At 66.4% G+C, this 22,006-nt stretch carries 13 protein-coding genes, 1 tRNA gene and 2 riboswitches; of the genes, 2 read left to right on the forward strand and 12 right to left on the reverse strand.

What is annotated here, in order from left to right; translation table 11 throughout:
• Window positions 1–2: 2 nt before the first annotated feature.
• Window positions 3–845, forward strand: coding sequence for a hypothetical protein (locus GT347_RS11775; RefSeq protein WP_160552134.1), 843 nt, complete (start codon window positions 3–5; stop codon window positions 843–845).
• Here the strand turns inward: GT347_RS11775 and GT347_RS11780 are convergent.
• The 3 genes from GT347_RS11780 to GT347_RS11790 all read right to left on the reverse strand — a co-directional run bounded on the left by GT347_RS11780 (window position 809) and on the right by GT347_RS11790 (window position 4,279).
• Entirely contained in the window at window positions 809–2,260 is a 1,452-nt protein-coding gene (locus GT347_RS11780) for a sensor histidine kinase (RefSeq protein WP_160552135.1), read from the reverse strand. The genes GT347_RS11775 and GT347_RS11780 overlap by 37 nt on opposite strands.
• Complete coding sequence (locus tag GT347_RS11785; protein ID WP_160552136.1) at window positions 2,257–2,922, reverse strand: response regulator transcription factor; 666 nt, start codon at window positions 2,920–2,922, stop codon at window positions 2,257–2,259. Before GT347_RS11785 ends, GT347_RS11780 begins: the two co-directional genes overlap by 4 nt.
• Before the next feature lie 61 nt (window positions 2,923–2,983).
• Window positions 2,984–4,279, reverse strand: a complete 1,296-nt coding sequence (locus tag GT347_RS11790) for a D-amino acid dehydrogenase (protein WP_160552137.1) — start codon at window positions 4,277–4,279, stop codon at window positions 2,984–2,986.
• A gap of 64 nt (window positions 4,280–4,343) precedes the next feature.
• Window positions 4,344–4,449: riboswitch (glycine riboswitch) on the reverse strand.
• A 4-nt stretch (window positions 4,450–4,453) separates the two neighbouring features.
• A riboswitch (glycine riboswitch) is annotated at window positions 4,454–4,538 on the reverse strand.
• Between the two features lie 184 nt (window positions 4,539–4,722).
• Here GT347_RS11790 and GT347_RS11795 point away from each other — a divergent pair.
• Window positions 4,723–5,865: a glycosyltransferase family protein gene (locus GT347_RS11795; RefSeq protein ID WP_160552138.1), complete on the forward strand. Its 1,143-nt coding sequence runs from the start codon at window positions 4,723–4,725 to the stop codon at window positions 5,863–5,865.
• A gap of 561 nt (window positions 5,866–6,426) precedes the next feature.
• Here GT347_RS11795 and GT347_RS11800 read toward each other — a convergent pair.
• The 9 genes from GT347_RS11800 to rpoB form a co-directional block, all read right to left on the reverse strand.
• Window positions 6,427–7,122, reverse strand: a complete 696-nt coding sequence (locus tag GT347_RS11800) for a hypothetical protein (RefSeq protein ID WP_160552139.1) — start codon at window positions 7,120–7,122, stop codon at window positions 6,427–6,429.
• 627 nt (window positions 7,123–7,749) lie between these two features.
• Window positions 7,750–7,825, reverse strand: a tRNA-Phe gene (locus tag GT347_RS11805).
• A gap of 44 nt (window positions 7,826–7,869) precedes the next feature.
• Window positions 7,870–8,595: a response regulator gene (locus GT347_RS11810; protein WP_160552140.1), complete on the reverse strand. Its 726-nt coding sequence runs from the start codon at window positions 8,593–8,595 to the stop codon at window positions 7,870–7,872.
• A 70-nt stretch (window positions 8,596–8,665) separates the two neighbouring features.
• A complete protein-coding gene (locus GT347_RS11815; RefSeq protein WP_160552141.1) occupies window positions 8,666–10,951 on the reverse strand; it encodes a sensor histidine kinase in 2,286 nt (761 codons plus the stop codon).
• A 28-nt stretch (window positions 10,952–10,979) separates the two neighbouring features.
• Window positions 10,980–11,591: a DUF4390 domain-containing protein gene (locus tag GT347_RS11820; protein ID WP_229722845.1), complete on the reverse strand. Its 612-nt coding sequence runs from the start codon at window positions 11,589–11,591 to the stop codon at window positions 10,980–10,982.
• A complete protein-coding gene (gene rsmB / locus GT347_RS11825) occupies window positions 11,584–12,972 on the reverse strand; it encodes a 16S rRNA (cytosine(967)-C(5))-methyltransferase RsmB (protein WP_160552142.1) in 1,389 nt (462 codons plus the stop codon). Before rsmB ends, GT347_RS11820 begins: the two co-directional genes overlap by 8 nt.
• Window positions 12,969–13,520 (reverse strand): LemA family protein, encoded by a 552-nt coding sequence (locus tag GT347_RS11830; protein WP_160552143.1) that lies wholly within the window; start codon window positions 13,518–13,520, stop codon window positions 12,969–12,971. Before GT347_RS11830 ends, rsmB begins: the two co-directional genes overlap by 4 nt.
• 93 nt (window positions 13,521–13,613) lie before the next feature.
• Window positions 13,614–17,837 carry a DNA-directed RNA polymerase subunit beta' gene (rpoC, locus tag GT347_RS11835; protein WP_160552144.1) on the reverse strand — a complete coding sequence of 1,408 codons (4,224 nt, stop codon included), beginning with the start codon at window positions 17,835–17,837 and terminating at the stop codon, window positions 13,614–13,616.
• 20 nt (window positions 17,838–17,857) lie between these two features.
• Window positions 17,858–21,970: a DNA-directed RNA polymerase subunit beta gene (gene rpoB / locus GT347_RS11840; protein WP_160555315.1), complete on the reverse strand. Its 4,113-nt coding sequence runs from the start codon at window positions 21,968–21,970 to the stop codon at window positions 17,858–17,860.
• Window positions 21,971–22,006 lie beyond the last annotated feature (36 nt).

The raw sequence follows: 22,006 nt of genomic DNA on the forward strand, positions 1-22,006 counted from the left end.
CCATGAAGACCTTCCCCTGGCGCCGGCTGCTGCTGGCGATGCTGTGCTGGGCCGGCATGCCGGCCAGCGCCGACCCGATGTTCTACCGGGTGCTGATCGCCCATCCGGACACCATCTTCACCACCGGCTTCGAGCCCTGGGGCAGCAACACCAACCTGCTGCAGCATGTGCAGGGCACCTCCTGCAACCGGGCCCGCCCCAGCGCGGACGAGCGCGAACGCTCCACCTACACCTCGCTGGCGGCCACCCACGAGGCGGCGATGCGGGTGGCGCGCGCCAAGCTGCGCCTGCTGGCGGCCAACGGCGTGGAGCAGGGCACGGTGTGGGTCTACCAGGTACGGCCCACCGACGCCTTCTACAACGTGGCCCGGACTTTCGAGAACGCCGGCCAGAACCTGCTCGAAGGCCGGCTGCGCTACCCCTACCAGAACGCCCTGCTGCTCGACGAGTGGGTGGCGCCCGGCCTGGTGCCGCCGACGCTGATCCGTGAAGCGCGGCAGTACCGCATGGCCGGCGGCGAGCCGGTGGAGGTGGAGAACACGGCCATGGCCAACCTGCGTTACCTGCCGGCCGACACCGTCGGCAACCCGCGCCCGCTGCCGGCCGAGGTCATCACCGGCCAGCGGGCCGGATCGGGCCGCACCATGGCGGTGATCGCCAACGCGGCCGGCGTGTTCTCCGCCTGCTACTGCGATGTGCCGCAGCGCGGCAACCACACCCGCTCCACGGCCGGGCCGGCCGCCGCCGACGCGGCGACGATCTGCGCCGCGCAGATCCAGTACCTCAACGATGCGATTCCCAGCGTGCGTTATTTCCCGAGCGATGGGTGGAAGGTGGAGTTCTGAGCGTCCGCCGCCTGCAGCCGCAGCCGGATGCGGGTGCCGCCGCCCGGCGGCGCCTCGGGCATCAGCAGGCTGCCGCGCATCTGGCGCAAGGCCTTGTCGACGATGGCCAGGCCCAGGCCCGAACCCTCGGTCTGCGCGTCGGGTGCGCGCCAGAAGGGCGCGGCCATCTGGCGCCGGGTGGCCTCGTCCAGCGCGGGGCCGTCGTCCAGCACGGTGATGTCCCAGGCCGCGGGCGGGCCGGCGACGGCCATCAGATCGACCTCGATGCGGGGACCGCCGTAGCGCAGCGCGTTGTCCACCACATTGCTCACCGCCTCTTCGAGCAGCAGCGGCACGGCCAGCACGGATGCCGGCCCGTCGAGCCGCAGGCCCGGGCCGGCGAGCAGGGTCTTGCCGGCGGCCCGGGCGGCGGCTTGCATGCGTTCGATGGTTTCGCGCAGCAGCGGCCGCAGATCGGTGCTTTCGCCCATCGTCCCGCCCGCCGCGCCGGCACGCGCCAGCACCAGCAGCTGGCGCACCAGGCGGGTGGCGCGGGTGGCGGTGTCGTGCAGGATGTCCAGCACTTCGGCGTCCGGCGGCTGGCGCGGATCGGCCTGGCGGGTGCGCCGCAGGTCTTCCACCAGCAGCTTGATGCCGGCCACCGGCGTGCGCAGCTGGTGGGCCGCGTCGGAGATGAAGCTGCGCTCGTGCGCCACCGCCGTGGCCAGGCGGGCCAGCAGGTCGTTGGTGTGCTGCACCATGCCGCGCAGCTCGTCGGGCACGCCGGCCAGCGGCAGGGGCGAGAGGTCGTCGATGCCGCGCCGCTCGATCGCCGCGCTGATCGCCTGGGCCGGCGCCAGCGCGGCCCGCACACCCAGCCAGATCAGCGGCAGGATGATGAAGCCCAGCGCCGCCGCCGGCAGGAAGATCGCCTCGGCCAGCTCGCTGCTGAGTTGGCTGCGTTTGGCCAGCGATTCGCCCACCACCACCCAGACGTTCTCGGCCTGGCCGGCCCGCTCGATATGGATCGCCACCAGGCGCAGCCGGCCCCAGAGCGTCTGTTCCTCGAAGAACAGGGCCTGCTCCGGCTCGGGCGGTCGGGCATCGGCCGGCAGCGCCAGCTCGGCATTGCCCGCCAGCAGCCGGCCGCCGTCGGTACGTACCGTGAAATGCGAGGGGGCGAAGGAGTCGTAGACCAGCGAGGACGCGGTGCGCGAATCGGCCGAGAAACGCGGGCCGGCCTCGTCCCAGCGGATCTGCGCGGCCAGGGCCACGGCGTCGTCCTGCAGGATGCGGTCGAAGGCGATGCCGGCGGAGCGGCCGGTGAGCCAGAAGGCGGTGAGCGCCGCCGTCAGCGCCGAGGCCACCCACAGCCACAGGAGCGGCGTGAGCAGCTTGCTGCGCAGGCTGAAACGCCCGCCGCGCGTGGCGTTCACACGGCTTCCATGGCGTAGCCCACGCCGCGCACGGTGAGGATGTTCACGCCGCAGCCGGCGAGCTTCCTGCGCAGCTTGAGCACGTAGATCTCGACCGCGTTGGCGGTGAAGCTGGTCTCCCAGTTCGACATGGTGGAGACGATGCGCGCCTTGGGCACCGCCTGGCCGGGCGAGGCCATGAGCAGCTCGACCAGGGCCGTCTCGCGCGGGCTGAGCGCCACGCGCTCGCTGCCGTGGCGCAGCTCGCGGCTGTCGGTGTTGAAGCTCAGGCCGCCCAGGCTCAGCACATTGGTCACGCCCTGGCGGCGGCGCCGGTGGATGGCGCGCAGGCGGGCCACCAGTTCCTCGGATTCGAAGGGCTTGGCCAGGAAGTCGTCGGCGCCCTCGTTGAGGGCCCGCACCCGGTTGCCCAGTTCGTCGCGCGCGCTGAGGATCATCACCGCGAAATCGAGCTTGAGTTCGCGCCACTGGCGCAGCACCTCGAAGCCGTCGTGGCGGGGCAGGCCCAGGTCGAGCACCGCCGCGTCGTAGGGCGCCACGGCGGTGGCGGTGAGCGCCAGGCCGCCGTCGGCCACCGCATCGACCTGCCAGCCCTCGGCCTGCAGCACGCGGCTGATGCCCAGGCGCAGGGCCGGATCGTCCTCTACGAGCAGGACCCGCATCGTGCCTTGGAGAAAGTGATGATGGACATGCCCGGATTGTCGGGCATGCCCTGGCGCCGCCTCAGGCCGGCAGGATGCGCGGCTGCGCCGCCAGGCCGGCGGGCTTGCCGCAGAAGGCGAAATCCACCTCCGGCTGGCGGCCGGACATCAGCTCGGCCAGTGCCCGGCCGGAGCCGCAGCCATGCGTCCAGCCCAGCGTGCCGTGGCCGGTGTTGAGGAACAGGCCTTTGACCGGGCTCTGCCCGATATAGGGCACATTGCCCGGCGTGGCCGGCCGCAGCCCGGCCCAGAAGCTGGCCAGTTCCGGCCGGCTGATGCCGGGGAAGACCTCCAGCGTGCGCTTGACGATGGCCGCGCAGCGCACCGGGTTGAGCGCCAGGCCGTAGCCGTTGAGTTCGGCCGTGCCGGCGATGCGCAGGCGGTCGCCGAAGCGGGAGAAGACGAGTTTGTATTCGTCGTCGGTCAGGCTGACCTGCGGCGCCTTCGAGGCATCGAGCACCGGCAGCGTGGCCGAATAGCCCTTGGCCGGATAGATGTCCAGCTTCAGGCCCACGCCCTGCGCCAGCAGCGGGCTGAAGCTGCCGGCGGCCAGCACATAGGCATCGGCCTGCAGGGTTTCGTACATGCCCTGTTCGTTGGCCAGCTCCACGCCGGTCATGCGGCCGCCCTCGGCGCGCAGCGCCTGGATGCGCACGCCGTAGCGGAACTGCACGCCCCGCTCGGCCGCGCGCTGCGCCAGGCCGGTGGTGAACTTGTGCACGTCGCCGGATTCGTCGGCGCTGGTGTAGGTGGCGCCGGCCAGGCGCGGGCGGATGTGGGACATGGCGGGCTCGATGCGCACCGCCTCGTCGGCATCGACCACCTGGCGTTCGCAGCCGAGTTCACGCATCACACGCGCCGGCTCCAGCGAGAGGTCGAACTCCTTCTGGCTGGTGTAGTAGTGCAGGATGCCTTTTTCCAGGTGGTCGTATTCGATGCCGGTGTCGCGCCGCAGGGCCTGCAGGCTGCTGCGGCTGTAGGTGCCCAGGTTGAGCAGCTGGATCATGTTGTGGGTGGAGCGCTTGGCCGGGCACTCCATCAGGAACTTCAGGCCCCAGCGCCACTGGGCCGGGTCGGCGCGCAGGCGGAACAGCAGCGGCGCGTCCTCGCGGCCCAGCCATTTCAGGAGCTTGAGCGGCGCGGAGGGGTTGGCCCAGGGCTCGGCATGGCTGACCGAGATCTGCCCGCCGTTGCCGAAGCTGGTTTCACGCGCCGCGCCGGCATTGCGCTCGAGCACGGTGACTTCATGGCCGGCCTGCTGCAGGTACCAGGCGGTGGCGGTGCCGATCACGCCGGCGCCCATCACGATGACTTTCATGGATGCGTCTCTCAAAAGGAAAGGGCAGCCGGCAAAGCTTTTGAAAATGCTTCACCGCCGCCCCACTGTCCTTTTGCCTGAGAGATTCGCCCCGCTCGGCGAGCGCGGCTTGCACCTTCGGCGGCCGCGTCGGTGGGTCGGTTCAGGACCCGCCAGCGGCACTCTCCAGTTTTTCGAAGAAATCCAGTCCTTGGACCTGAGCGTTTCGGGGATACGCCTTCGGTAGCCGCACGCAGCGGGCTTCTCCTGGATGGCTGGATTATGCAGGCCGGTGCCGGACCTGCACAGGCCGGCCGCCACGAAAAAAATGCATGGCCCCGGGCGCCTGGCGCCAGCACGGCAACCGCCGCGTAAAAAAAATCCATTAGCATCAAACGACCGCGGCAGGCACGCCAAATGCTTCCCCGCATAGTGCGGGACGCAATCTGACTGGAATTAAAACGATGACGAAGTTTTCACGCGAACGAAGTCGCCTGCGCGCCTTGCTCGAGGCCATGGGCTGGGCCTGGGGAATGCTGGGGCTGGTCATTCGCCGCGCCATCGGCCCACGCAAGGCATTGGTGGCATTTTCCGCGGCAGGCAGCGGCACCGGATGGGGCGGCGACCTGCGGTCCACAGCCATGTCGGCCGCACTGGGGCGCATGGGCTGGGAAACCTGCGTGTTCCATCCCAAGATCGGAGCGCGCACACGCAAGCTACTGGCGCGGCTTCTCGGCGTGGACATCGTCTTCCTGCAGCAGACACGCTCGCGCCACAACGATCCCGCGCTGTATTCACCCGTGCCCTGCGTGCTGGACGTGGACGATGCCGACATCATCAATCCCACGCAGACCCAGCGCATCGGCGCGGTCGCCAAGGGCTGTGTGGGCGTGGTGGCCGGCTCGCGCTACAACGCCAAGCTGTTCGCGCCCTGGAATTCCACCATCCGGGTGATCTGGACCGGCACCTATCTGCGCCAGGTCGAGGGCGCCAAACCCAACGGCCAGCGCGCGCGTGTGGTGGCCTGGGCGCCCAGCGATCCCTTCGGCTACCCCGCCGAGCGACAGTTCATCCAGAAAGTCGTGGCGGCCTTTCCGGCCAACGCCAACATCGAGTTCCGCATCTACGGCGTGCCTGAAGCCAGAAGCCGGGAATTGCTCGATGCATTCGCGCCCTTCGATCCGCACGGCTTCGTGCGCACCATGCCTTTCATGCCCTATTCGAAGTTCGTCGATACCCTTGGCGAAGTGGCCGTCGGCCTGCAGCCGATCTGCGCGGAACACGAATACAGCCTGGGCAAATCCTTCGGCAAGGTGCTGGCCTATCTGGCTGCGGACGTCGCGATCGTGGCGGCCGATGCCATCGACCATCCGCTGTTCTTCAAGGACGGCGTCAACGGCCGCCTGCTCCCGCTGGACGCGCAAGCCTGGTGCGACGCCGCCATGGCCCTGCTGGACGAGCCCGCCAGGCGCCAGGAGATCGTCAATGCCGCACGCGCGTCCTTCCTGGCCCGCCTCACCACCGAAGCCGCCGCCGCGCAGCTCGCTCCGCTGCTGAGCGCCACGCTGGCCAAGAAGCCCTGGCCGCCAATGCCGCGCGCCACCTGAGCCTCGGCTCAGCCGGCATGCGCGGGGAATGCGACTTCGACCTGTGCGGCCCTGCGGGATTCATGCAATCGCTGTATGACGATGGCTTGTACGCCTTGAATATCTCCGACGAGCATATCCACGCCGAGGCGTTCGGGTCTACGGACCTGATCGCGGCGTCTGCACGTATCTCAGGATTTTGCTGATCTTCCTGGACAACAAAAAAGCCCTGGCGTGTTGAAACGTCAGGGCTTTTTTGAGTTCTACCGGAAGTCTGGACTTCCGTAGAAATTGAAGTGGTGGCCTAGGACGGAATCGAACCATCGACACGCGGATTTTCAAGACAGCGAACGCCTACTTGCTCGATCGGCCCAGGGCCAAGATTCACAACATTTTTCCCTCGGTCGCGCGATAACGGGCGTGAGCTTCCGAACCTGTACAACCGAACCTAACCGAACTGTTTGGCGAGTTTGTGGCAAAGGTCTATGCATATCAAATGGTGCGCAGTTCACGTCTCAATCTCGCCGAACCTACTGCCGAATTTTGTCAACTGGGGCGTCTGTTTGGGTGGACAGCATAGCGTTAAGGCTCAGTGGCAAGTCCAGCAGCTTCGAAGTGGGCTCCGTGGAATGTTGCAACGCAATCATCGACAGCAGGCCCCGCACTACCGACCATCATTGCAAAGTTGGGCGGCCAGCGATCGCCGTTTAACCCTTCCCACTCACCGGAGTCCGGCGCCCCTCGCTGCCACAGCCCTGTCCTAGATGAGGTTAGCAGCGTATGCGCGGCCTGATGCCATGCGATCAATGCAAACACCCGAACGGCCTTTGCTGCCATCTTGAATTTTCGGGCGCTTTGCTCCTCACCCCGATTTGAGTGGTGCCGCACCATTTCAATCCGCACGGAGTGACTGGTCGCCCGCCGGCGACGAAGCAACGACAGGCTGTTCAGATCCTTGGCGATGGTGGCCCCGGTAGGCACACCTCTTGGGCTGAATTTGCATTCCACGGCAGAAACGATCTCACGCCCATGAACCACTACAAGGTCTATGCGAATCTTGCCCTCGGCAGCAGCAACGCCTTCGAGCGGAGCACGGACGATGCACTCGGCAAAGACAGCCCATCCTGCGTTTCTAGGCAGTTCGTTTCTAAGGTTGAAATAGAGCGCTGCGACAAGGCTGCCTTCTCCGTTTACCAGTTCGTTTAGGTAGTCAATGTTTGTTTTCTTCCATGCCTCTGCTAGTGCGTTCATCAAAACCGCGTGGACTTCGTCCTTCATGAGACCTTACCTTTCATTGAATGACAAGTTATGTTTGCAGCTAATTTTTGCCAGCGAGGACAAGCGCCAACTCTATAAAACGCTTATTGAAGCTGTCTGCGTCAGGCGACCAGTGCGCTGCGCGATGGCAATTTGGACAAAGTGCAATGCACGTCCATTCACGGTCGCTTTGCTCCACCCCGAACACGTAATGAACATCAAGAAATCCAGCATAGACGTGAGGCACCATGCCTCTCTCAAACATCCTCCTCAAATGCTGCGTACTTATTAACGCCCTGAAGAACCACATGACACGAGGTCTTATATTCCCTAAAGGCATCAGTAGAGGGCCGCTTACCCGAAATGGTCTCACACATACCCTGACCAGCCAACTCGTGAATGAAATGACCCAATGCACTTACGGCAAGAACAGAATGCGCCCTTAAAATATCCGTCGAATCTACGGCACTGGTGAGAATACTCTGAAAGATTTGTATAGCGCCCAAGATGCCGCACACGAGACACACTAGTCCTAAAGGTATCAATCGCCGACTGCAACACACGGCACCGATGTAAGAGTACAAAAATTCGAATCGACACCAAAAGCAAAAAGCCCCTGACCTGTGAAGATCAAGGGCTTTGCTTGTTTGGTGGCCTGGGACGGAATCGAACCATCGACACGCGGATTTTCAATCCGCTGCTCTACCAACTGAGCTACCGGGCCGTGAGCCTCGCAGTATAGCATGGCATCTAGCGCCGTACCGGACTTCAGGAAAGGTTTCTTTTCGCGCGGCCCAGGTCCACGCCCAGCTGACGCAGCTTGCGGTAGAGATGGGTGCGTTCCAGCCCGGTCTTCTCGGCCACCCGGGTCATCGAGCCGCCCTCCTGCACCAGATGGAATTCGAAGTAGGCCTTCTCGAAGCCGTCGCGTGCCTCGCGCAGGGGGCGGTCGAGGTCGAAGGACTGGTGCTGGCGCGGTCCGGTCTCGACCGGCGCGGCCACGGGCGCGTGGGACACATGGGCGGCCACGCTGGGCGGCACATAGCCTTCGGCCGAAGTGCGGGTCATGGTCATCGCGGGCGATGCGGCGGAGCTCAGCACTCTTGCCGGCGGCGCGGGCGGTGGGGGCAGGCTGCGTTGCAGGGCGTTCTCCACGCTCTTGAGCAGCTTCTGCAGGGTGATCGGTTTTTCCAGGAAGGCATGGGCGCCGATGCGCGTGGCCTCGACGGCGGTGTCGATGGTGGCGTGGCCGCTCATCATGATGACCGGCATGCTCAGGCTGCCGGCGGCGGCCCATTCCTTGAGCAGCGAGACACCGTCGGTGTCCGGCATCCAGATGTCGAGCAGCACCAGATCGAAAGTGCCGGCGACGCGCGCCTGGCGCGCCTGCGCGGCGTTCTCGGCGAGTTCGACACTATGGCCTTCGTCGTTGAGGATTTCCGAAAGCAGGTCTCGGATGCCCAATTCGTCGTCGACCACCAGGATATTTGCCATTGCTTGGACTGCTTTGAGCCGTCAGGAGACTTCGGGGAGGTGGTGCCCCGCGGGAGGCCGAAGGCCGTGCTCAGGCTTCGGCGCCCTGGGGCGCTAGCGGCAATGATAGCGAGACTTGCGCGCCTGGGGCGCCGCCGTCCCCGGTCCGGTTGCCTATGTCGATGCGGGCGCCGTGTTCATCGGCGATTTTGCGCACCACGGCCAGGCCCAGTCCGGTGCCTTTGGACTTGGTGGTGACGTAGGGTTCGAAGGCACGCTGCAGGATGTTTTCCGGAAATCCGATGCCGGAGTCGATGACCGACAGACGCACCCGTTTGGTCGATTCGCTGTAGCGGGTGCGGATCAGCACCGGCGGCGGCTCGGCATGGCCGACCGCCTCGGTGGCGTCCTGCGCGTTCTGCACCAGGTTGTGCAGCACCTGGCGCAGCTGCTGCGCATCGCCCAGGATCGGCGGACAGGCGGGGTCGTACTCAGCGCGCACGCCGACCGCGCCGTGTTCGGCCTCGTACAGCAGCAGCACATCGGCGACCAGGGCATTGAGGTCCAGCGGCGCGAGTTCGGCGGTGGGCAGGCGCGCGTAGTCGCGGAATTCGTTGACCAGGCGCTTCATCGCATCGACCTGCTCGACGATGGTGCGGACCGACTTGGTCAGCACCGCCTGGCTGGCCGCGTCGACCTTGCCGTCGAGCTTGAAGGCCAGGCGTTCGGCCGAGAGCTGGATCGGCGTGAGCGGGTTCTTGATCTCGTGGGCCAGGCGGCGCGCCACCTCGCCCCAGGCGCGGGCGCGCTGGGCGGAGACGATCTCGGAGATGTCGTCGAACACCAGCAGCCGGGTGGAGGCTGGCAGTTCGGCGCCGCGCGCGACCACGCTGGTGGCGTCCTGCTGCGGCCCGGAGGGTGCGGCGTGCAGTTCGTAGGACTGTTGCCAGTGGCCGATGCCGTGCTGCTCGCGTTCGTTGAAGAGCGAGTCGAACTGCGCCTGCACGTCGCGGCCGAACTCTTCCAGGCCGGGCACCTGCTGAAACAGCTGGCCGGTCATCGCGGCCAGGGGTGCACGCAGGATGCGGGTGGCGCCGAGGTTGGACGAGACGATGTGCCCCTGCGCATCGAGCACGATCACGCCGGTGGTGAGGTTGTCCAGGATGGTCTGCAGGTTGGCGCGTGCGGTGTCGACCTGGTTCATGCTCTTGTCGATGGCCGCGCGGGCATCGGAGAGCTGCTGGGTCATGTCGGCGAAGGAGCGGGTGAGGCCGCCGAGTTCGTCCTTGCCCTGCAGCACGGACTTGGGGCTCAGGTCGCCGGCGGCCACTTCCCGCACGCCTTCGGCCAGCACCAGCAGCGGCCGCGCCAGCTGGTTGCCCAGCAGCACGGCCAGCAGCACGGCGGCGAACACCGCCAGGAACAGGGTCAGCGTCAGGGTGCCGATGTACATGCGGCGCAGGCCGCCGCGGGCCAGGGCGCGTTCCTGGTATTCGCGGTAGGCCTCCTGCACCGCGATCGCGTTGGTAACCAGCGTGGACGGCAGCGCCTGCGTGACCTGCAGGTAGCGGGCCTCGGCGTTGAGGTCGACACCGGTGCCCGTCACCAGCGCCAGGGCCTTGATGCGGGCCTGCGGCGCGGTGGGGCCCTGGCCGGGCAGGCCGGGGTCGTCCAGTCCTTCGATCAGCGCGATGGAACGCTGGTTGCGCACATTGCGCAGCACCTGGGGCGTGGGCCGTTCCGGGCTGAGGTCGAAACGCGACTGGCCGGCGCTGGCCACCAGGTGGCCGCTGGCGTTCCACAGCACCACGTCGCTGGCGGCGAGCTGGTCGCGGATGCGTTCCAGCGCCAGGCCGGCAGCGGCGTCCGACTGGTTGGCCACCTGGGCGCCGGCGGCGCGGGTCTTGGCGGAGAGGTCGCTGGCCAGGGCGTCGAGCGTGGAGCGGCCCAGGCTGAGGCCGGCGTCGAGCGCCCCTTCGACCTTGACGTCGAACCAGCTCTCGATCGAACGCGCCACGAACTGGTAGGAGACCGTGTAGATCAGCATGCCCGGCAAAAAGCCGAGCACGGCGAAGATGACCGCCAGCTTCATCAGCAGCCGGCTGCCGAAGCGCCCGCGCCGCAGCCGCACGAAGAGCCGCAGGCCGATCCAGCCGATGACGGCCAGCAGCAGGCCGGCCACGACCACGTTGACGCCGAAGAGGCGCACGTAGTTCTGCTCGTACATCGCCCGGTTGTCGGTGGCCTGGGCCAGCAGGAAGAGCAGCACCAGGGCGATGGAAGCGACGGTGGCCGCGCCCACGCCGATGGCCCAGCGCATGGCGCGCGAGCCCAGCAGCGAGAAGCGTTCCTGGGATGGAGCCTGGTTCGGCGTCATGTTGTGTGGGCGAAGGCGGCCCGCGGGCTCAGCGCACGAGCACGGCGGGATCGATCGCCAGCGAGCGTTCGGCCGACAGGCTCCAGTCGGCGCGCCCGGCCACGCCCATCTGCAGTGGCCGCGGCAGCTGGCTGGTGTCGAGGCGGAAATCGAAGTCGGCCGTGTAGCGGCCGATCGGATCGAGCTGGGCCACATCGACGATGCGCCAGCGCGCGATGCGCTTGACCGACTCCAGCGCCTCGCCGAGCTCCTCGAAGTTCTGGCTGAGCGAGACCCCGAGCCCGGTGCTGAAGGCCGAGGGCGAGACGTTGAGACGGAAACGCCGGATCAGCGGCTGATACACCAGGCGCATGTGGCGCTGGGCGAAGGCCACGCGCTCGTCGGCCCAGTACCAGCGCTCGCGCATGATCTCGACCTGGGCCACGAAGAACAGGGCCACGCCCTTGAGCAGCGCGTCCTCGACCAGCGGAGGGAGGTCGAAACCGATGGTGGCCCACAGATAGAGCGCGTCTTCCACCCGCTCCAGCCGCAGGGTGGGCACATCGACGGCGTGCACGTCCGCATGCGCGGCGGCGGCCGTCGCCCCGATCAGCACGGCCGGCGCCCATCGCAGGAGCGCGCGTCTGCGCAGGTCAGGCACCGCGCTTGTGGAGCAGGGCGTAGAAGAAGCCGTCATGGTCACCGGCGAGATTGTCGGCGACACCCATTGCCATGGCCGCGTCGCGCGGCAGCAAATGACCGGGCGACGGACGTAAAACCGCATCGGTGTTGTGCGCAAGAAACGCTTCGATCTGGTGCTCGCCCTCCTCCCGGAACACCGAACAGGTGCAGTAGAGCAGGCGGCCGCCGGGCTTGAGCAAGGGCCACAGCCGCGTCAGCAGGCCGGCCTGGATGATGGCCAGCTGGGCGATGTCGCTCTCGCGCCGCAGCCAGCGCACGTCCGGCTGGCGGCGCACGATGCCGGAGGCGGTGCAGGGTGCGTCGAGCAGGATGGCGTCGTATTGCTCGCGGCCCTGCTGGGGCCACCAGCGCGCGGGCTCCTGGGCGTCCGCCGCCAGCACCTGGGCGCGGTCGGCGATGCCCAGGCGGTCCAGGGTCTGGTGGATGCGTTCGCAGCGCTGGGGGTCGATGTCCAGCGCGGTGACCATGATGGGCGAGCGCTCGCCTGCGAATTCGATCAGGTGGGCCGTCTTGCCGCCGGGGGCGGCGCAGGCGTCGAGCACCCGCAGGGGCTGGCGCAGGTCCAGGCCGTGCAGCAGCAGCGGCGCGGCCATCTGGGCGGCGGCGTCCTGCACCGAGAGTTCGCCTTCCGTGAAGCCCGGGATCTGCTCGACCGGCAGCGGATGGCCCATGACGATGCCCCAGTCGCCGACCGGATGGGCGACCAGGTTGGCGGCCTCCATGCGGCGCAGCGCGGCCTCGCGGCTGGTCTTCAGGCGGTTGACCCGCAGGGTCATCGGCGCATGGGAGTTGTCGGCGCGCAGGATCTCCTGCCAGTGGCGGGGATGGTCGCGCTTCAGCCGCTCGATCCACCAGCGCGGATGGTTCCACATGGCCAGCGGCTCGGGATCGGTGGCGGCCACCAGGGCATCCTGCTCGCGCAGGAAACGCCGCAGGCAGGCGTTGATGAAACCGGACTGCGGGCGGATGGCCGGCGTGCGTTTGGCCGCCTCCACCGCCTGGTCGACCAGGGTGAAGGGCTCGTAAGGCGCATCGGCGCTGCGCCAGGCCAGGGCCAGCGCGGTGCACAGCAGCGCATCGGCCAGCGGCGGCGGCGTGCGGGTGGCCAGCTTGCGGCGCAGGGCCTCGGCCCGGCCCAGCACCCGCAGCACCTGAAACACCAGGGCGCGCACGCCCGGGCGCAGGCCCTGCGGCACGGTTTCGAGGGCGGTCGGTGCGGAGCGGCCGCTGCGGATCGCGGCCAGGACTTCGGCGGCATGCTGCAGCTGCAGCCACAGTTCAGGCGAGTTGGAATGCGACGGAGACGAAGGAGAAGATGACACGGAGGAAGACAGGTTCATAGGACTTGCGCACGCCGCAGCCGCAGCAGCCAGGCCAGGATCGCGGCCGGGAACTGGCCCAGCGCCGCGTTGTAGAGGCGAACCGCCTGGTTGTATTGGTCGATCGCCAGTTGCACCTGGGTATCGCGCTGCTCCCACACCAGGTGGATGCTGCCCGGCTGGGCCTGGCCGCCGAAACGCGGCGTTTCGAGCAGCAGGCGCTGCCAGGCATCCCGAAGCACGTCGCGTGCCGCCGACAGCGCGGCGATGTCGGCGCGCCGCTGCCGCCGCTGCCGCCGCTGCCGCGCCACGGCCAGGCAGGCGCCCAGCTGCAGCGCGGCGGCACGCAGACCGGCCCAGCCGGCTTCGTCGGCCGCGGCGGCTTCGTCGAGCGGCGTGGCCGGATCCGGCGCGGGCGGCACGAGTTCGATCCACAGGGCCATGGCGGCATCGAGCTGGCCGAAGGCCTGCAGAACGGCCGCGCGCAGCCGCGTCAGCCGGTTGTGTGCACCGACTGCCCAGAACGCCAGCACGGCCGGCACGACCCACCACCACAAGCTCCAACGCATCGCGCGAGTATCTCCAAAAAAATCGAAGGCAAAAAAAAAGCCCCGACCTGCCGCAACAGGCCGGGGCTCGGCGAGAAGCCCTGGGACTTCGCCTTATTCGGCGGAAGCGCCCTGGCTGGTCTCGGCGGTATCGCTCAGGTCCTCGCCACCCATTTCGGCGGCTTCGGCTTCGGCGATGGCGGAGCGCTCGGCTTCGTCCATCTGGTCCTTGACCTTGCGGGCGTTGTGGTACGCCATGCCGGTGCCCGCGGGGATCAGGCGGCCGACGATGACGTTTTCCTTCAGGCCGCGCAGCTCGTCGCGCTTGCCCATGATGGCCGCTTCGGTCAGCACCCGGGTGGTTTCCTGGAAGGACGCCGCGGAGATGAACGAGTCGGTCGACAGCGAGGCCTTGGTGATACCCAGCAACAGGTTGGTATAGGTTGCCGGCACCTTGTTCTCGCCGCGCAGGCGGTCGTTGGTGTTGAGCATTTCCGAACGCTCGACCTGCTCGCCGGCGATGTAGCCGGACTCGCCCGAGGCCTCGACGACCACACGACGCAGCATCTGGCGAACGATCACCTCGATGTGCTTGTCGTTGATCTTCACGCCCTGCAGACGGTAGACGTCCTGCACTTCATCGACGATGTAGCGCGACAGCTCTTCGATACCCAGCAGGCGCAGGATGTCCTGCGGATCGGCCGGGCCGTCCACCACGGACTCGCCCTTGTTCACGACCTGGCCTTCGTGCACCAGGATGTTCTTTTCCTTGGGGATCAGTTCATCCCAGATCTTGCCTTCCGGATCGGTGATCTGCAGGCGGACCTTGCCCTTGGTTTCCTTGCCGAAGGAGACCGTGCCGGTCATCTCGGCCAGCATGCCCTTGTCCTTGGGCGAGCGGGCTTCGAAGAGCTCGGCCACACGCGGCAGACCGCCGGTGATGTCGCGCGTCTTCTGGCCTTCGACCGGGATACGGGCCAGCACTTCGCCGGGACCCACGTCCTGGCCGTCGCGGATCTGCACCAGCGAGCCGACCTGGAAGCCGATCGTCACCGAGTGATCGGTTCCGGGGATCTTCACTTCGACGCCCTGGGCATCGATCAGCTTGACCTGCGGACGCACCACCTTGGTGGAGCCGCGGCGCTTCGGATCGATCACGACCAGGGTGGACAGGCCGGTCACATCGTCGACCTGCTTGGCGACCGTCAGGCCTTCCTCGACGTTCTCGAACTGCACCTTGCCGGCGAATTCGGTGATCACCGGGCGGGTCAGCGGATCCCAGTTGGCCAGGATGGTGCCGGCCTTGACCGACTGGTCGGCCTTGACCGCCAGGATCGCGCCGTAAGGCACCTTGTGGCGCTCGCGCTCGCGGCCGTGTTCGTCATGGATGACGATCTCGCCGGAACGTGCGATCACCACCAGGTCGCCTTTGGTGTTGCTGACGTAGCGCATGGTGGCGTTGAAGCCGATCACGCCGTTGGACTTGGCTTCCACGCTGGAGGCGACTGCCGCACGCGAAGCCGCACCACCGATGTGGAAGGTCCGCATGGTCAGCTGCGTGCCGGGTTCGCCGATGGACTGGGCGGCGATCACACCGACGGCTTCGCCGAGGTTGATCAGGCCGCCGCGGCCCAGGTCGCGTCCGTAGCACTTGGCGCAGATGCCGAAGCGGGTTTCGCAGGTCAGCGCGGTGCGGACCTTAACCTCGTCGACGCCGGCGGCTTCCAGCTCCTCGATCAGGTCTTCTTCCAGCAGCGTGCCGGCCGGTGCCAGCACCGAGCGGTTTTCCGGGTGCAGCACTTCTTCGGCAGCGGTACGGCCCAGGATACGGTCGCGCAGCGACTCGATCACTTCACCGCCTTCGACGATGGCGCGCATCAGCGAGCCGTTGAAGGTGCCGCAGTCGATCTCGGTGACGACCAGATCCTGGGTCACGTCGACCAGGCGACGCGTCAGGTAGCCCGAGTTCGCGGTCTTCAGCGCCGTATCCGCCAGGCCCTTACGGGCACCGTGGGTGGAGATGAAGTACTGCAGAACGTTCAGGCCTTCACGGAAGTTCGCCGTGATGGGGGTCTCGATGATCGAGCCGTCGGGCTTGGCCATCAGGCCCCGCATGCCGGCCAGCTGGCGGATCTGCGCGGCGGAGCCGCGGGCGCCGGAGTCGGCCATCATGTAGATGGAGTTGAAGGACTCCTGGTCCACGGTCTTGCCGTTGCGGTCGGTGGTCTTTTCCTTGGCCAGCTGGGCCATCATGACCTTGGACACTTCGTCGCCGGCCTTGCCCCAGATGTCCACCACCTTGTTGTAGCGCTCGCCAGCGGTCACCAGACCGGAGGCGTATTGCTGGGCGATTTCCTTCACCTCGCCTTCGGCACGCTCGATGATGCCGACCTTCTCCGGCGGCACCAGCATGTCGTCCACCGCGATCGAGATGCCGGCCCGGGTCGCCAGGCGGAAACCGTTCTGCAGCAACTTGTCGGCGAAGACCACCGTTTCCTTCAATCCGCACTTGCGGAAGGACACGTTGATCAGCTTGGAGATCTCCTTCTTCTTCAGCGCCTTGTTCAGGTTGGAGAAGGGAAGGCCCTTGGGCAGGATTTCCGACAGCAGCGCGCGGCCGACGGTGGTGGCGGTCAGGGTGGTCGCGGCGCTGAATTCGCCGGTGGCCTTGTCCTTGGTCCATTCCGTCAGGCGCACGTTGATGCGCGCGGCCAGTTCGGCCTCGCCCGCATCGAATGCGCGCTGGACTTCACCGATGTCCGAGAACACCAGGCCTTCGCCCTTGCCGTTGACCTTGTCGCGGGTGGCGTAGTACAGACCCAGCACCACGTCCTGCGAGGGCACGATGGACGGCTCGCCGGAAGCGGGGAACAGGATGTTGTTGGAGGCCAGCATCAGCGTGCGGGCTTCCATCTGCGCTTCCACCGACAGCGGCACGTGGACGGCCATCTGGTCGCCGTCGAAGTCGGCGTTGAAGGCCGCGCAGACCAGCGGGTGCAGCTGGATCGCCTTGCCTTCGATCAGGATGGGCTCGAAGGCCTGGATGCCCAGACGGTGCAGCGTGGGCGCACGGTTGAGCATGATCGGGTGCTCTTTGATCACCTCTTCCAGGATGTCCCAGACCACCGGCGTGCCGGATTCGACTTCCTTCTTGGCAGCCTTGATCGTCGTCGCGATGCCCATGGCTTCGAGGCGCGAGAAGATGAAGGGCTTGAAGAGCTCCAGGGCCATGAGCTTGGGCAGGCCGCACTGGTGCAGCTTGAGCGTCGGGCCCACGGTGATCACGGAACGGCCGGAATAGTCGACGCGCTTGCCCAGCAAGTTCTGGCGGAAACGGCCGGACTTGCCCTTGATCATGTCGGCCAGCGACTTCAGCGCGCGCTTGTTGGCGCCCGTCATGGCCTTGCCGCGGCGGCCGTTGTCCAGCAGCGAGTCGACGGCTTCCTGCAGCATGCGCTTCTCGTTGCGCGCGATGATTTCCGGAGCCTTCAGCTCCAGCAGGCGGCGCAGGCGCGAGTTGCGGTTGATGACCCGGCGGTACAGGTCGTTCAGGTCGGAGGTGGCGAAGCGGCCGCCGTCCAGCGGCACCAGCGGACGCAGGTCCGGCGGCAGCACGGGCAGCACGTCGAGCACCATCCAGCCCGGCTTGATGCCGGACTTCTTGAAGGCTTCGAGCAGCTTCAGGCGCTTGGCGTTCTTCTTGACCTTGACTTCGGAGCCGGTCAGGTCGCCGCGCAGGCGCTCGATCTCGGTGTCGATGTCGATGGCTTCGAGCAGGTCCTTGATGCCTTCGGCGCCCATCTTGGCGATGAACTCGTCGCCGTATTCCTTGCGCTTGGCGTCGTAGTCGTCCTCGGACATGATGCCGAACTTCTTCAGCGGGGTCATGCCGGGGTCGGTGACCACGTAGGCTTCGAAGTACAGCACGCGTTCGATGTCGCGCAGCGTCATGTCGAGCACCAGGCCCAGGCGCGACGGCAGCGACTTCAGGAACCAGATGTGCGCGCAGGGCGCGGCCAGGTCGATGTGGCCCATGCGCTCGCGGCGCACCTTGGTCTGGGTGACTTCAACGCCGCACTTCTCGCAGATCACGCCGCGGTGCTTCAGGCGCTTGTACTTGCCGCACAGGCACTCGTAGTCCTTGATGGGGCCGAAGATCTTGGCGCAGAACAGGCCGTCGCGTTCGGGCTTGAAGGTGCGGTAGTTGATGGTCTCGGGCTTCTTCACTTCGCCGAAGGACCACGAACGGATCTTCTCGGGCGAAGCCAGGCCGATGCGGATGGCATCGAAATGCTCGTCCGGCGTGAACTGCTTGAACAGGTCGAGTAGTGACTTCATAGGTCTCTTTCCCTTTCCGATTAGGAACGTTCGAGTTCGATGTCCAGGCCCAGGGAACGGATTTCCTTGACCAGCACATTGAACGATTCCGGCATGCCGGCTTCGATGGCGTGTTCGCCCTTGACGATGGACTCGTACACCTTTGTACGGCCCTGCACGTCATCGGACTTCACGGTCAGCATTTCCTGCAGCACGTAGGAGGCGCCATAGGCTTCCAGCGCCCACACTTCCATTTCGCCGAAGCGCTGGCCGCCGAACTGGGCCTTGCCGCCCAGCGGTTGCTGGGTGACCAGTGAGTACGGGCCGGTGGAGCGGGCGTGCATCTTGTCGTCCACCAGATGGTGGAGCTTCAAGAAGTGCATGTAGCCGATGGTGGTCGGGCGCTCGAACTGCTCGCCGGTGCGGCCGTCGATCAGCCAGGCCTGGGTCCGGGTGTCGGTCAGGTTCTTGGCCTTGGCGAGTTCGTCCGGATAGGCGAGCTTGAGCATCGCGCGGATGTCTTCTTCGGCGGCGCCGTCGAACACCGGCGTCGCGAAGGTCGCGCCGTTGGACAGGTTGGCCGCCATCGACAGCAGCTGGCCGTCGTCGAGCTTGGCCAGGTCCACGCCGCGGCCGGTCGAGTTGTAGAGCTCGTCCATGAACTTGCGCAGCTCGGCCACCTTGGCTTCGCGCTGCAGCATGTCGCCGATGCGCTGGCCGATGCCTTTGCCGGCCCAGCCCAGGTGGACTTCCAGCACCTGGCCCACGTTCATGCGCGAAGGCACGCCCAGCGGGTTCAGGCAGATGTCGCACGGCGTGCCGTCGGCCATATAGGGCATGTCCTCGACCGGAACGATCTTGGAGACCACACCCTTGTTGCCGTGGCGGCCGGCCATCTTGTCGCCCGGCTGCAGGCGGCGCTTGACGGCCAGGTAGACCTTGACCATCTTCAGCACGCCGGCCGGCAGCTCGTCGCCCTGCGTGAGCTTCTTGCGCTTCTCTTCGAAGGCCAGGTCGAAGCTGTGGCGGGTCTGCTCGAGCGAGTTCTTGATCGATTCGAGCTGGGTCGCGACTTCGTCTTCCGCCGGGCGGATGTCGAACCAGTGGAACTTCTCGACGGACGACAGGTAGGCCTTGTCGAGCTTGCTGCCCTTGGCCAGCTTGTTCGGGCCGCCGTTGGCGGTCTTGCCGGTCAGCAGCTTCTCGATACGGTCGAAGGCGTCGGCCTCGACGATGCGCAGCTGGTCGTTCAGGTCCAGGCGGAAGCGCTTGAGCTCATCGTCGATGATCTGCTGGGCGCGCTTGTCGCGCTGGATGCCTTCGCGGGTGAAGACCTGCACGTCGATCACGGTGCCTTGCGAGCCCTGGTCCACGCGCAGCGAGGTGTCCTTCACGTCCGAAGCCTTCTCGCCGAAGATGGCGCGCAGCAGCTTCTCTTCCGGCGTGAGCGTGGTCTCGCCCTTGGGCGTGACCTTGCCGACCAGCGTGTCGCCGGGCTGCACTTCGGCGCCGACGTAGATGATGCCGGACTCGTCCAGGCGGTTGAGCTGCTGCTCGGCCAGGTTCGGGATGTCGCGGGTGATTTCCTCGGCGCCCAGCTTGGTGTCGCGTGCCATGACCACCAGTTCCTCGATGTGGATCGAGGTGTAGCGGTCTTCTGCGACGACGCGTTCGGAGATCAGGATCGAGTCTTCGAAGTTGTAGCCGTTCCAGGGCATGAAGGCGATGAGCATGTTCTGGCCCAGGGCGAGTTCGCCCAGGTCGGTCGATGCGCCGTCGGCGATCACGTCACCCTTGGCCAGCTTGTCGCCCTTCTGGACGATGGGACGCTGGTGGATGTTGGTGTTCTGGTTGGAACGCTGATACTTGATCAGGTTGTAGATGTCCACGCCGACTTCGCCGGCCTGGGCTTCTTCGTCGTTCACCCGGATCACGATGCGGGTGGCATCGACGTAGTCGACGATGCCGCCGCGCGTGGCGGTCACCACGGTGCCGGAGTCGACCGCGGAGACGCGCTCGATGCCGGTGCCGACCATCGGCTTCTCGGGACGCAGCACCGGCACGGCCTGGCGCTGCATGTTGGCGCCCATCAGCGCGCGGTTCGCATCGTCGTGCTCCAGGAAGGGCACGAGCGAGGCGGCCACCGACACGATCTGCGCGGGCGACACGTCCATGTACTGGATGCGGTCGGCGCTGACCAGGATGGATTCGCCGGCTTCACGGGCGGACACCAGGTCGCCGGTCAGCTTGCCGTCCTTGTCCAGGACCGCGTTGGCCTGGGCGATGACGTACTTGCCTTCCTCGATGGCCGACAGGTAGTCGATCTCCATCGTGACCTTGGCATCGACCACCCGGCGGTACGGTGTCTCGATGAAGCCGTATTCGTTCAGGCGGGCGTACAGGGCCAGCGAGTTGATCAGGCCGATGTTCGGGCCTTCAGGGGTTTCGATCGGGCAGACGCGGCCGTAATGGGTCACGTGCACGTCGCGCACTTCGAAGCCTGCGCGTTCGCGGGTCAGGCCGCCCGGGCCGAGGGCCGAGACACGACGCTTGTGCGTGATCTCGGACAGCGGGTTGGTCTGGTCCATGAACTGCGACAGCTGGGACGCGCCGAAGAACTCCTTCAGGGCCGCGGAAATCGGCTTGGAGTTGATCAGGTCGTGCGGCATCAGCGGCTCTTGCTCGGCCTGGCCCAGACGTTCCTTGACGGCCTTCTCGATACGCGCCAGGCCGGTGCGGTACTGGTTCTCGGCGAGTTCGCCGACGCAGCGCACGCGGCGGTTGCCCAGGTGGTCGATGTCGTCGACTTCGCCGTTGCCGTTGCGCAGGTCCACCAGGATCTTGACGACCTGCAGGATGTCGTCGTTGGTCAGCACCATCGGGCCGGTGGCTTCGTCGCGGCCGACCTTGGCGTTGAACTTCATCCGGCCGACGCGCGACAGGTCGTAGGTATCCGGATTGTAGAACAGGCGCTGGAACAGGGCCTGGACTGCGTCTTCGGTCGGCGGCTCGCCGGGGCGCATCATGCGGTAGATGGCCACGCGGGCGGCGAACTCGTCGGCGGTTTCGTCGCTGCGCAGGGTCTGCGAGATGTAGGCGCCCTTGTCGAGCTCGTTCGTGTAGATCACCTGCAGCTCGGAGATGCCCGAGGTGCGCAGCTTCTTCAGCAGCACTTCGGTCAGCTCGTCGTTGGCCTTGGCGATGATCTCGCCGGTGTCGGTATCGACGATGTTCTTGGTGACCACGCGGCCGATCAGGAAGTCTTCCGGCACGCTGATGTGCGTGGTGCCGGACTGTTCCAGTTCACGGGTGTGGCGGGCGGTGATGCGCTTGTCCTTGGCGACCACGACCTTGCCGGCCTTGTCGGTGATGTCGAAGCGCGCCACTTCGCCGCGCAGGCGTTCGGGCACGAACTCCATCTGCGCGCCGCTGTCCATCAGGCGGAAGTTGTCGTTGACGAAGAAGTTCGCCAGGATGGTTTCCGGCGTCAGGCCGATGGCCTTGAGCAGGATGGTGACCGGCATCTTGCGGCGGCGGTCGACGCGGAAGTAGAGGATGTCCTTCGGATCGAACTCGAAGTCCAGCCAGGAGCCGCGGTAGGGGATGATGCGTGCCGAGAACAGCAGCTTGCCCGAGCTGTGGGTCTTGCCCTTGTCGTGCTCGAAGAACACGCCGGGCGAACGGTGCAGCTGCGACACGATGACGCGCTCGGTACCGTTGATGATGAAGGAACCCTTCTCGGTCATCAGGGGCACTTCGCCCATGTAGACCTCTTGTTCCTTCACTTCCTTGACCACCTTGGACTGCGAAGTCGAGGACTCGCGGTCATAGATGATCAGCTGCACCTTGGCGCGCACGGCCGAGGCGAAGGTGAGGCCACGGGTCTGGCACTCGCGAACGTCGAACGCCGGCTTGGCCAGGTTGTATTCGACGAACTTCATCTCCACGAAGCCGTTGTGCGAGACGATGGGGAACGCAGCGTCGAAGGCGGCCTGCAGGCCCTCGATGGTTCGCTTGCGTGGGGCGGTATCGGCCTGCAGGAAGGCGGTATAGGCGTCCTTCTGCATTTGCAGCAGGTAGGGGACTTCCAGCACGCTGTCGCGGCTGCCGAAGCTTTTGCGGATGCGCTTGCGTTCGGTATAGGAATAGGCCATGAGTTCTCCGGGCAAAGACATGAGTCCTGATTCGAC

It is taken from the genome of Xylophilus rhododendri (assembly GCF_009906855.1).
In the GTDB taxonomy this organism is placed as follows: Bacteria; Pseudomonadota; Gammaproteobacteria; order Burkholderiales; family Burkholderiaceae_C; genus Xylophilus; species Xylophilus rhododendri.

Bases quoted from the DNA above. Each gene is read 5' to 3' on its own strand.
- GT347_RS11775 (WP_160552134.1), top strand. From the start codon at position 3: ATGAAGACCTTCCCCTGGCGCCGGCTGCTGCTGGCGATGCTGTGCTGG.
- GT347_RS11785 (WP_160552136.1), bottom strand. From the start codon at position 2,922: ATGCGGGTCCTGCTCGTAGAGGACGATCCGGCCCTGCGCCTGGGCATC.
- GT347_RS11790 (WP_160552137.1), bottom strand. From the start codon at position 4,279: ATGAAAGTCATCGTGATGGGCGCCGGCGTGATCGGCACCGCCACCGCC.
- GT347_RS11795 (WP_160552138.1), top strand. From the start codon at position 4,723: ATGACGAAGTTTTCACGCGAACGAAGTCGCCTGCGCGCCTTGCTCGAG.
- GT347_RS11800 (WP_160552139.1), bottom strand. From the start codon at position 7,122: ATGAAGGACGAAGTCCACGCGGTTTTGATGAACGCACTAGCAGAGGCA.
- GT347_RS11810 (WP_160552140.1), bottom strand. From the start codon at position 8,595: ATGGCAAATATCCTGGTGGTCGACGACGAATTGGGCATCCGAGACCTG.
- GT347_RS11815 (WP_160552141.1), bottom strand. From the start codon at position 10,951: ATGACGCCGAACCAGGCTCCATCCCAGGAACGCTTCTCGCTGCTGGGC.
- rsmB (WP_160552142.1), bottom strand. From the start codon at position 12,972: ATGAACCTGTCTTCCTCCGTGTCATCTTCTCCTTCGTCTCCGTCGCAT.
- GT347_RS11830 (WP_160552143.1), bottom strand. From the start codon at position 13,520: ATGCGTTGGAGCTTGTGGTGGTGGGTCGTGCCGGCCGTGCTGGCGTTC.
- rpoC (WP_160552144.1), bottom strand. From the start codon at position 17,837: ATGAAGTCACTACTCGACCTGTTCAAGCAGTTCACGCCGGACGAGCAT.
- rpoB (WP_160555315.1), bottom strand. From the start codon at position 21,970: ATGGCCTATTCCTATACCGAACGCAAGCGCATCCGCAAAAGCTTCGGC.